Raw genomic sequence first — 10,857 nt, forward strand, 5'->3', positions numbered from 1 at the left:
GCCCATGGTGCACCTCCGCATCCATAGGAATCAGACTTCAGTCGAAAAGGGAATCCCAACGATTCACCCTATTCGCCTGACGCTCTAATGTTTAACAGAGGTTGCCCACGTTCGTAGCCTACCATGTGCAACGACTACGAGCAGCATATCCTCTGGGCTGAATATTGCCGGATGATGGCGTCGCTTGCGCTCGATATCCCGACCCACCAGACCGAACTCGATCTCCCCCAGGCGGACGACGTGCGCATCAATGACCCCGCGCCAATAATGCGCGCCGCCGGCGATGCGATCGAACTGGTATCGATGACGTTCGGATTTCCGCCGGCGGGACCAAAGGGAGGGCCGGTGTTCAACTTCCGATCCGAAGGGCGGCAATTCGGAAACAGCAAACGCTGCCTCGTTCCTGCGTCCGCGTTCTTCGAATTCACAGGCACGAAATATCCGAAGGCGAAACATCGCTTCACACTCAACGGCTCTCCGTTCATGGCGGTCGCCGGCCTCTGGCGCGAAGCCGTCGGCAACAAGCCGCCCACCTTCACCATGCTGACGACCGATCCCGGGCCGGATGTCGCGCCATATCACAATCGCCAGGTGATCATTCTTCAGCCCGAGCATTGGGCGGCCTGGATCAATTTGACAAAGCCTGAGACCGAACTCTTGCGGCCGCTCCCGGCCGGATCGCTATCGGTCGACACAGTTCGTCCTGAAAGCTCATGACTTAGCTGCGCAGGATCGCTGGTACGCTGAGCGGCCCGAGATCGAGAACCAGCGTGTATTCGCCCGTGCGACGCCAGACGCCTCGCACCTTTCCATTCTCCCGATCCCGCCTCGGATTGAACCTCAACCCCTTGAATCGATCCAGAAAAGTCTCAGCAGATGCGGCATCGCTGAAGCAATGGACCCTATAGGTTTCATATTTGCCGTTCGGCCATATTGCCTGCACATGCCGCGTCTAGTGCCTAAGCCCTCGTTCCTGGCAGAACTTCGCGATCATGGCGAAGTTCCGGTCCGTGCAGAGGTCATCGGGCAGCGCAACCTGATGTGGCCGGCCGATGGCGTTGGTAAGCCCCGACTGCGCTTGACCACTATTCGAAATGCATTGACTGGCCGCGCATCATCGCCAGCGTCAGCGCGATTGCAGGATTTGCCGGCGGCTTCTCCATATGCAGGGAGCCGTCGAAATCGCGCCATGCCGCCATGCGCAATTCATCACCGTCATCGCTGGCTGCCGGGTTGAAAACGTGGGCATCACAGGAATCTCGGTCAATCTCAATTGTCCAGTCCTTGAGTGCCTTACGAACCATCTCTTCGACCTGCGAAAGGTCACTGGTGAGGAAGGGGATACGGTCTCCATCTTCCGAGAGCGGCTCAACCCGATCCAGCGTCGGCCGCTCGGGAACCCAACCGAGAACGAAGGCGATATCGAAATCGATCTGGCGATCCGGACCGGTCGTGATCTCCAGCCGCTTCACGACATCAGGATAGAGTTGCTTCCGCTGCGGCCAGGTGTCTGGAATTGCTTCAGCTTGCAGCCTCGTGCGGGGGTATGTCGATCAATTCCTGATGGCGCGGAACGTTTTCCTCCGGCCAGCCCGCACAACATGCCGCCGCCGCAGCTTTGTCGGCCTCCAACCAAACTGCGGCGGCTCGCTCCTCTTCCGCAGTCAGCCTATCGTCCTCGGGAAAGCCCTTGACATCCCAGCCTTCCAACGCAAACAGGCCTTCCGCGCCTTCCGCGCCTTCCGCGCCTTCCGCGCCTTCCGCGCCTTCCGCGCCTTCCGCCGCCTTCCGCGCCTTCCGCGCCTTCCGCGCCTTACAAAGCCGTAATGCCTGCGCGTGCAAACACTGCTTCGGCTGCCGCGATGCCAAGTGCAAGTTGCTGGGGTGTTGCGTGCTCAATGTCCAAGCGAAGTTCCATGGTTCGCCTCCTAGGCCCAATCCAGCCAAGAGTGAACAAAGTAGGAACAAAGAGTCAAGAGCACCCTTGACGAGAGAGGGACATGTTCCTTATTTCAGCATGATCTTGAGCAGCAAAGGACCATGGCTCAGCGTCATTCGCGCTGGCCGGCGAAGCTATGGCGAAACCGCAGAAGACAATTTTCGGATCGAGGTCTGGGATCGCGAGGAACAGGCTTTGGTAGAAACCATTTCGCGTTCCCCCGATTCAACGGTGAGTCAGGCAGCTTGGCAAGCCGCCATCCGGCGCCGGCCGGGCATGTTGCTGATCCACCACAATAGTCGGCATGTGATGGAGAAAATCCTGACACTAGGCGAGGTTAAGATCCCGCCACAGACCGTCGACGGCAGCGTTCACGCAGGCCTCGATGTTGCGCTCGGAGATCTTCGCGAATGGCATGTGTTGCGGGCCTGGTGCAAATCCTGTTCATACCATGCAACGGTAAAGCCTGCCGGGCTGATCAAACGCTATGGAAAAGGCGCTCTGTTCAGTTCGGTCGAGCGCGCGCTTTTCTGCACGAGTTGTGACAGGGGCGGGCCCGTCAGGCTAGAAATTCACAAGCTGCCACGCAATTGAGAGGAGCCGAAGGGCGCAGGACCTCATCAATTTCTTCCAGGCCAACTTGGCACTGGTGCTGGCAATGCAATCGCATGGTCGGCGATCAGCGGCAGGACTGTCGAGAACCGGAACTGCGCATGAGCGCGGCCGGTCGGCTTCATCCTGACGCAAAAATATGCGGACCACCGCGGACGGGGACAGTCGGTCCCGCGTCCCGTCCTGCGGCCGGCGCTATGCTGACGCTCCTACGGCTGTCCCGTTCACCGCCCGCGGTGGGGGCGAATTTCCTCCGTTCTACGCGCGACGATCATCCGCTGTTGCGGACGCGCGCAGAACTGCGGTTTATACGCCGTTTTTCCTTGGGGCGCCGGTAGTCGCCGGCGCGGCGACTGGCCACTGACACGCGTCGTCTGGCAAGACGAATGAGGACGGCGTCATCGCACCTATGCGCTCCCGTTGGTTTCGCTCTCCTCGTCGATGGTGCGCACTGGGAGATAGGCGTTCGTCTCCACCCACTCGCGCAATACAATCTGTATGAGGTCGGATCGGCCCACTTTCATCTCGGCAGCTAGGTCGTTGAGGGCATCCTCAGTCGCCGGCTCCAGGGAAACGCCGGCAACATTCCTGAGCATCAAAGCCGCGCGACGAAGGATGATCTGCAGATCCGGCCGCGACATGTCCCTTATGCGATCCGCGGCGCTTTCAAGCTCCTCTGCAAAGGATATGCGGGTCATTGTCTGCCGTGGCGCCGTTCTCTGCCCCCTTCTGCTTTTTCCAGTTCGGCGGTGATGTAGGCGGTGGCGTGTTCGGTTGCTCGCCTCGCGTTCTCACGCTGCCGTCTCAACTCCTCTGGCGAGTAGTACACCTGATGGACAGTCATGCGGTCTGCAGCGGCCGTCGAAAGCGGTCTCCATTCCTCCGTATCGGCGAAAGGCTTTGGAGCCAACCGCGCTTTTGCCAGCGCCAGCACAAATCGAAGAGGCGAACGTCGCATCATGTCAGGATTGCGGAAACCGTATGCAAGCGCAAGCCTCGCTGCCTAGATTAGGGGCAGGTTTGTTGTTCTCAAAAACGGATAGAGGCCGCCGCCATCTTGGGAGTGCCTTTCAGGGCGGATCGGATGCGTCGGCTCGTGAGATTGGTGTGCTGGATGGTGGTAGCGCTGGCGCGCTACTGCCTTTCCCCACGCCCATCGAACTACCAAATCCGGCTTCGTTACTATGGCCAATCGAGGCAAGCATCAACGGAGTGCGGCTAGGGCGGCGGCCGAGGCCGTGCCGCCCCTTGCTACAGAAGCGAATACGACCACAATGTCGTCCAAGGCGCTGGAGAATTCGATGAAGGCAGATCTAAAAACAATTTTGGACGATGCTCGAGCTCGAGATGCTGCATTGATCAACCTGATCATTTTCACAGACCGGCAAGCCATGGCACTGTTTCGAGTCTACGTCACAGTTGGGGTGGCAACGGCCGTCGCTGCAACATCGGGAATCCTTGGCAAAGACCCGATTTTGCACTTCGCAGGCCCACCGACCGCAATAATTGCAATCATACTCGCAGTTGCGTGTTGGTTTTGCCTTCGAGCGATGGTGCCATCTGACATTGGGCTGCCAGGAAGAGCGGCTGAGTTTTGGCAGTGGACGACTGACGAGCTTGTGACGGAAGAGGAAGCCCTTCGTGCCTACCTTCAGCAGACAAAAGCTGTACAGGATATGAATCGGGCTACGAACAAGCGGGGCGCGAGTGCACTTGCCTGGGCTAAGCGATTGGGAATCGTGGCCCCAATCGCAGGAATTGCAATTGGCGCCATCGGCATGATTTTCAACGGTATTTGAGAGGATCCGTTTCGCTTTTCTTGCCGCCCCAATCCGGCGGCGGCGGCGGCGGCTCGCGCTCTGGCGGTGGATCCTTCTTCTCGTCGGCCATATCGTCCTCCGATTCGGTATCGAGAAAATGCGCGGAGTCTCTCAGGAAGTCGAGTCGGATGGTCTGTTTGTCTAAGGTGTGGAATCTTTCGGCATGTGGATACATCCAATTATTGTGGGGATAGCGGTTCGGTGGGCGCTACCGTTCCTGCTGTCGCCCTTCTTGGGAGAAGCCCGCTGCAGCGATCGGTGGCGGAGCTATCTTGCTACAATGAGCGGCGCCCCGGAATGAAATCCCAGAGCGATCACAGCACCGCATCGCGCTTGGCGAGGCGGGAGTTCCTGATGCAGCGGGTTAAAGATTTCAGCAAGTTTGCACCCGGAATCCGGGCGGCCGCGCCGCCAAGATCGGATCAGACTGCAGCAAGTGTAGGCCAGATTGTTGCAGAACAAGAAGCCATTTCTTTGTTTTGGCATGCATGGGCTGGAGGTAATGAACCCCTGATTTAGTTTGGCTTTCGCCTGACTGGTGGACATCCTTCGAACGCACGATGCACGCATGTCGGGACAGGCTACCCTTGCTTGTTGACCTTTGGGGCGCGAGTTATGATGTCAGAGCTTGACAGAGAAGATCTTCGGTTCCGCATTCTTTTCACCCCTCGCCTGGGGCGACCGCATATCCCGAGTTACGGTAAGGCAGGTAACCCGACCCACCTCCAAAAAGGAATCGGGAAATCCACTTCCAGTTTGCGAAGAGCAGTGTCTTTGCCCCTGGGTGCCGCGTCCAACGGAACGGGCCAGACCCCGGCAGAACTCGCGACCGAATTGTTCTTCGAACAAAAAGCACAAAAGAAGGGACTAGCGGGGTGGAACCACTATCAGCGACCAGCTCCGTATTCATACAAAAGGGGAACTCGAGTTATGAACAGTGAGGAGGCCGACCGAATCAAGGCATTCTACAAAAGCTGGGAACCAACTTACGATAGGGGCAACCCCGGTTTTCTGAAATTATTAGACGAGCGGGACGCGCGCTTGAAGTCCCTCCTCAGCGGGCTTCCAGTAGCGTTGGCGCGATGTCGGGTACTTGATCTGGGTTGCGGCTACGGGAGCCTGCTCGATTTATTTCATCAGCAAGGCGTGCCGGCTGATGGCCTGTTCGGTATCGATTTGCTCCCAAATCGGATTGAGACTGCGCGGATGAGATATCCGAACTTCACATTCAAAGAGGCGAACGCCGAAGATATTGACTTTCCGGACAAGTGGTTTGACATCGTGACAGTGTTCACCGTTTTTTCTTCGATCCTTGATCGAGGGATGGCTGAAAACGTTGCGCGTAGTATAGTCCGTGTTCTTGCGAGCGGCGGCATTATCGTCTGGTATGACATGAGGTACCCAAACCCATGGAACAGAAACATTAGACCGATGACAAAGCATCGGATCAGGGAGCTGTTTCCATCTTTTGAACTACAGCTAAAGTCGCTAACGCTTTTACCCCCGTTGGCACGTCACCTGGGACATAGGACGGATTCAATCTACCCGTTGCTCGCAACGGTACCGATTCTTCGTTCCCACTACCTAGGGCTGCTCCGCTCAACCATGTAGAGCTGTTGGGTCGGAAGAGCCAGCGGCGATCGGGCGATGTGGGCGACGAAAATTCAAAGCTCCCAGCTACGCCGGCGACCGGTCTTATTCAGTCGGTCCTACGATGCGCGAGAACATGGTTCACTTCGGATGCCACCCCTCGGTTCGTTGCTGCTCACTTTGCGCTACCGTTTATCGCGGTTCGGTTAGAAGTAATTTCAGAAGCAGATTGATCGAGGAACCTTGTATGCCTGATCGGTTTTGTAGGGAACACAGCCTGTCACAAATGGCCAAGAATAGGACAATGGGATTTTTCTTGAATGCAATGGAATCTTTCTTGAATATCCGATGTCGGGTTTCCAGGCTTCGTTTTAGACTAAGTCTAGGCCGCCTCTGCTCCCCGGTATTCTGATCAGGAGGCCCAGAGGACGAGGCTGATCAGAGAGCCAATCCCGATGTGACCGGCCAGCGGTCGCCGCCCTGATCGTATCTCAATAGGGCTGGGACGCTCAGTCAATCTGCCTCAGTTGTCACGGGGAATTGGCGTGGCAGCCTCTGGATTTCTCCCTCGGCTCCTAGAAAGTGTCGGACATACCTCGTCAAAGGCTTCTCGAACCAATGGTAGGTGAACAGAGCCGTGGTGAAGGAGATCGCCAGCGCCAAAGCGACAAAGGCCCATGGGCCAAGAAGGTACCCGTCCGGTGAAGACCGCAGGCGTGCGTATCCGGCGGCCATGAGCACCCTGAGCACCGCGGTGCTGGGGTCAAGCTTTCGATGGTGAAACGCGATGATATTGTTCGAGGAGGAGTTTGACCTCCTCGATGCCTTCATCGGTGAAGGCCAAGATTCCGTCGTCATCGTTGGCCGTCCTCGCCCGACTGCCCGCCTATCCGGTCCATCGGATCGATGATTTGCTGCCGTGGAATTGGAGATCCGCAAAACTGCGGACCCAACCAGCCGCGGCCTGATCATGCAGCGCAATAAGGTGCATCACGTCTACACCGTCGAACGTGTCGCCAGGGACCTCGGCGTCAGCGAAGCGCTCATCCAGGACCTGACCCTCGGTCTCGAGCCCGAGGACGGTGTCATCTGGGTGTACGACGTGGGCGAGCCAGGCTTGAGGATCGACGTCATTCAGCTTGGCAGAGTAGATCAGGCTGTAGAGAACGGCAGCGCGCTGTCCGCCGCGATCGGAACCGCAGAACAGCCATGACTTTCTTCCGAGGGCAATGCCCCTCAGGGCTCGCTCGGCCGCGTTATTCGAGAGGCAAATCCGCCCATCGTCGAGGAACCGGGTGAAGGATGACCAGCGACGCAGCATGTAGTTGAAGGCCTTGCTCAGATCGTGTCCGCGCGAGAGCTTGTCGCGCGTCTCAATCATCCAGCGCTCGAGTTCGGTGACCAGCGGCGCGCTCCGCTCCTGGCGCACGGCGTGGCGTTGGGCCGGCGACAGGCCGTTGATCTCGCGCTCGATATCGAACAGGGCATCGATGCGCTTCACGGCTTCAACCGCGAGCGGATAGACCAGGTTGGGCTTGTCGCCGCGCGCCTTCTTGCGCGCCGCCGCTTCGATATCGGCCAGCTCGAACACTTTGCGCCGGCTGTGAGCCCAACAGCTGGCTTCCAGAACAGGCGCCGGCTGACGACCCGTCGCATAGAGATCGCCATAACCGCCAAAGGCATCGGCCTGCAGAATGCCGCTCCAGCCGGCGAGATGCGCCGCGGATGTTCCCCTCGACGATCGCGGGAATAGTAGAACACTGCCGCCGGCGGATCGGCGCCGCCGAACGGTCGGTCATCGCGCACATAGGTCCATAATCGGCCGGTATCGGTCTTGCCCTTGGCCAGGACCGGCACCGTCGTGTCGTCGCCGTGCAGACGTGAAGCGGCCAGCACATGGTCTTCGAGCCGCTTGAACAGCGGCATCAGCGCCGCGGCGCCGGCGCCGACCTGGTCGGCGAGCGTCGACAGGCTGAGCGGCACGCCTTCGCGGGCATAGCGTTCAGCCTGGCGGTTGAGCGGCTGATGCTGTCCGAACTTCTCGAACAGGATCATCGCCAGCAGGCTGGGACCGGTCCAGCCCCGCGGGGTGGCGTGGAACGGCGCCGGAGCCTGACTGATCGCCTCGCAGTCGCGGCAGGTGAACTTCTCCCGCACGTTCTGGATCACCTTCCATTGCCGCGGCACCACCTCCAGCGTCTCGGCGATGTCCTCACCCAGCTTGCGCAGCCGTTGACCGCCGCAGCAGTGGCAAGCGCTCGGTGCCGGCTCGACCACGCGTTCGCGTGGCAGATGCTCGGGAAAGGGCTGGCGGGCCGGTCGTTTACGCACATAAGGCGCCACTTCGGTGGTCCGGGCCGCAGCCTGTTCGGCGGCGATCTCGTCTTCCGTTGCCGTGCTCTCAAGTTCCTCGAAGGTGAGCTCCATCTGATCGTGCAGGCGAGCGGAATGTTCAGAACTCTGACCATGCAGCGCCCGCTGCAGCTTCCGGATCGTCAGATCCTGATGTGCGATCAGCGCCGCATCATCCGATGCCTTGGCCCTGGCGACCGCCAGTTCGGCCTCGACCAGCGCAGCGCGCGCGGCCTCGTCTTCGGCTCTGGCCAGCGCCGCGGTCAGCGCTGCTCTCAGCGCGCCGATATCGTCCGGAACAGCATCCTGGGCGGTGGCAACCATGCCTTGGAATGAATCATAAAACGCGTCCGCTGACTCGCGGAAAATGGCGCAAACTCAAAGAAAAACTCAGCCCGCGCGCTGGGGGCGGAAGGTGTGACGCGGGTTGCGCCAATCGATCCCGTCGAGCATGTAGGCGAGCTGCGCCGGTGATATGGAATCCGTACCGTCCGCCGGCGACGGCCATAGAAACCGGCCCTTCTCGAGCCGTTTTGCCATACAGCGACATGCCGAGCCCATCATGCCAGATAATCTTGATCAGATTGCCGCTGCGGCCGCGGAAGACATAAAGATCGCCGGCATGCGGATCCCGTCCCAGCGTCTCCTGAACCTGCAGGGCGAGGCCTTACATCCCGCGACGCATATCGGTGCGGCCGACCGCCAACCAGATCCGCACCTGGCTCGGAACCGGGATCATGAAACGCCCAGCGCCTTCACGATCGCCGCCGCCAATGCCGGCGGCGTATTCGGCGGTATCCGCAGCCGCGCCTTGCCGGCGATCTCCAGCTCGATCACCGCTGGGGACGCCGCCGGCACCGAAGCGGCGACAGGTTCATCGGGAACCACGACAACTTCGGCAAAGCTCGTCTCGCAGGCTCTTGCCATGCGGCGCCACTTATAGATCAGGCTGGTCGCGACATCGTACTGACGCGCCACCGCCGCCACCGTGGCCCCCGGCGCGAATGCCGCGGCCAGTATCCGGCACTGATCCTCTTCACTCCAACGACGACGGCGCTCCGGCCCGGTCAATATCGTCATCTGGCTCATGCTGTGCTGCTGACTACGCTCGTAAGGACGACCTTAAGAGCGCAGCCTCGCTACCGTGCCATGCTCGCGCAAGGCGGCCTTCGCCGGAGGCGTACCCAAGAAGCGCGATCAAACCGGTTCGCCAAAAGATAACGCGCATGGCGCGCGGATCACAAAAACGGGTGAAGCAGATAGAGGGCGTAGGACGCATCGCCAACCCCGGCGCCCCATCGCGCGGCGAGGCTTTGAGGCTTTCGCCCGCTTGAGGCTGGCCCAGTGGGCGGGACGAAGTGCAAAAGGGATACATGAAGCCAAGTGCTGTCAGATAGGCGAGCACCGAGGTCCGGGCCGCGACGTCGGAAAGATGCCGTAATCGCGGAGGCCGATGAGCGCGCGATCAACGATCGGGCGAGGCTGGTCCGGCCCGCACCACCGACATAGATCAAAAGGGCGAGGATGCTCGCGGAGGAAAGACGTCGGTCCATGTATTCCTTCCGTGGCGAAATCGCATCCGCTCCTTCCGTTTCATTGGTTGGAACAGGCCTTGGAGCAAGAATGGCTACAGGTTGAGTGGCACCTTCGAGGACAAACAATCGTCAACATCGGCTGCATCCCCGTGGCGTGCTTCCTGTCTTTGGTTCCCTTTGGCTGCAGGCCCGCATCCGTCCGCAAAAAGGTCGAAATAATCTCTTGCTCGACAACTGGAATACGTTCGAATGTCGATTGATCGTCAAGAATTTCAACGGAAATAACTTTTCGGTCAAATTCTAGTAGAATACCATTTATGGCTTCAAATACACCAAAAGAGCGCATATTTACATCCAAATCAGCCTCGAAAATTCGTTCGGCCGGCGGCTCGTTTTCCATCCTTTGTCGTAAGCGTGTCTCCACGACTGCATGCGGCACCACAACCCTGACCGTGAGATCGGCCTTGGGCGCGAGGCTGAGCGCCTCTGCAAGCGCGACACTGTCCGAGCCTCTGTTGAACATTGCCAGCGACCCAATTGTTTGGACGTATCCTTGATCGAATATTATAATATCTGGCGATTTCTCTGCCTTCTTCCAGTAATATGACAAACGTAAAATATACTGCCAGATTCGAGCGCGCCATATTCGCCGATCTGGTGGAATTAACATTATCAATGACAAGGAAATAGTAAGATTCGCCGTCCCTCCGGAAGAAAACAATATTCTTGCGGTCGAAAAGATTGCCGATACGATTCTTGAGACAAACAAGAAAATTCCGAGGTCGAAGCTTCCGGCCCTGGTGCTGGGTTTGTAGCTGAGAGCGACCTTGGCGTGATAGCCTTTCTCCCGCAACTGCCGCGCAAGCGCGTGCGCAAACGTTGTTTTGCCGGATCCTGGGGATCCGAAAAATTCGATGATCATTCCGGATCATATCCCATCATGGGAACGCACTTGGTTCCCGGTAATATTCCTTCGAGGGTAGAGACGACGGCCTTCATCAAACCCTCG

The 10,857-nt window shown here is 58.8% G+C and carries 11 protein-coding genes and 2 pseudogenes; 4 read left to right on the top strand and 9 right to left on the bottom strand.

Translation table 11 applies throughout. The annotated features are described in order from the left end of the window. Positions 1–123: 123 nt before the first annotated feature. Positions 124–717 (top strand): SOS response-associated peptidase, encoded by a 594-nt coding sequence (locus FJ548_RS29335; RefSeq protein ID WP_140779733.1) that lies wholly within the window; start codon positions 124–126, stop codon positions 715–717. Between the two features lie 368 nt (positions 718–1,085). Here the strand turns inward: FJ548_RS29335 and FJ548_RS30620 are convergent, their stop codons facing one another. Together FJ548_RS30620 and FJ548_RS30625 are read right to left on the bottom strand one after the other, a co-directional pair. Beyond that, positions 1,086–1,472: a hypothetical protein gene (locus tag FJ548_RS30620; RefSeq protein WP_140779735.1), complete on the bottom strand. Its 387-nt coding sequence runs from the start codon at positions 1,470–1,472 to the stop codon at positions 1,086–1,088. 49 nt (positions 1,473–1,521) lie between these two features. Further along, a complete protein-coding gene (locus tag FJ548_RS30625) occupies positions 1,522–1,842 on the bottom strand; it encodes a hypothetical protein (protein WP_246678802.1) in 321 nt (106 codons plus the stop codon). Between the two features lie 181 nt (positions 1,843–2,023). On the opposite strand from FJ548_RS30625, the gene FJ548_RS29345 reads away from it, so the two are divergent. Continuing rightward, positions 2,024–2,533, top strand: a complete 510-nt coding sequence (locus FJ548_RS29345) for a hypothetical protein (protein WP_246678803.1) — start codon at positions 2,024–2,026, stop codon at positions 2,531–2,533. A 425-nt stretch (positions 2,534–2,958) separates the two neighbouring features. Here FJ548_RS29345 and FJ548_RS29350 read toward each other — a convergent pair whose 3' ends face one another. Together FJ548_RS29350 and FJ548_RS30130 are read right to left on the bottom strand one after the other, a co-directional pair. Then, a complete protein-coding gene (locus FJ548_RS29350) occupies positions 2,959–3,249 on the bottom strand; it encodes a hypothetical protein (protein ID WP_140779736.1) in 291 nt (96 codons plus the stop codon). Then, positions 3,246–3,512 (bottom strand): hypothetical protein, encoded by a 267-nt coding sequence (locus tag FJ548_RS30130; protein ID WP_181168949.1) that lies wholly within the window; start codon positions 3,510–3,512, stop codon positions 3,246–3,248. The genes FJ548_RS29350 and FJ548_RS30130 overlap by 4 nt, the downstream gene beginning before the upstream one ends. A gap of 340 nt (positions 3,513–3,852) precedes the next feature. On the opposite strand from FJ548_RS30130, the gene FJ548_RS29355 reads away from it, so the two are divergent. Both FJ548_RS29355 and FJ548_RS29360 read left to right on the top strand, forming a co-directional pair. Continuing rightward, positions 3,853–4,350: a hypothetical protein gene (locus FJ548_RS29355; RefSeq protein WP_140779738.1), complete on the top strand. Its 498-nt coding sequence runs from the start codon at positions 3,853–3,855 to the stop codon at positions 4,348–4,350. A 951-nt stretch (positions 4,351–5,301) separates the two neighbouring features. Beyond that, positions 5,302–5,982, top strand: coding sequence for a class I SAM-dependent methyltransferase (locus FJ548_RS29360; RefSeq protein ID WP_181168950.1), 681 nt, complete (start codon positions 5,302–5,304; stop codon positions 5,980–5,982). Positions 5,983–7,057: 1,075 nt separating this feature from the next. Here the strand turns inward: FJ548_RS29360 and FJ548_RS29365 are convergent. From FJ548_RS29365 to FJ548_RS29380, 5 genes and pseudogenes are all read right to left on the bottom strand, one after another. Continuing rightward, a pseudogene (locus FJ548_RS29365) lies at positions 7,058–8,637 on the bottom strand (IS66 family transposase); the annotation flags it as partial. 66 nt (positions 8,638–8,703) lie between these two features. Beyond that, positions 8,704–8,877, bottom strand: coding sequence for an IS66 family insertion sequence element accessory protein TnpB (gene tnpB, locus FJ548_RS30630; RefSeq protein ID WP_348640952.1), 174 nt, complete (start codon positions 8,875–8,877; stop codon positions 8,704–8,706). A gap of 10 nt (positions 8,878–8,887) precedes the next feature. After that, a pseudogene (locus FJ548_RS30635) lies at positions 8,888–8,971 on the bottom strand (IS66 family insertion sequence element accessory protein TnpB); the annotation flags it as partial. 77 nt (positions 8,972–9,048) lie between these two features. Further along, entirely contained in the window at positions 9,049–9,402 is a 354-nt protein-coding gene (locus FJ548_RS29375) for a transposase (protein WP_140779742.1), read from the bottom strand. Between the two features lie 504 nt (positions 9,403–9,906). Continuing rightward, positions 9,907–10,770, bottom strand: a complete 864-nt coding sequence (locus tag FJ548_RS29380) for an AAA family ATPase (RefSeq protein ID WP_140779743.1) — start codon at positions 10,768–10,770, stop codon at positions 9,907–9,909. Positions 10,771–10,857: the final 87 nt, after the last annotated feature.

The organism is Mesorhizobium sp. B2-4-17 (assembly GCF_006441275.1).
GTDB lineage: Bacteria > Pseudomonadota > Alphaproteobacteria > Rhizobiales > Rhizobiaceae > Mesorhizobium.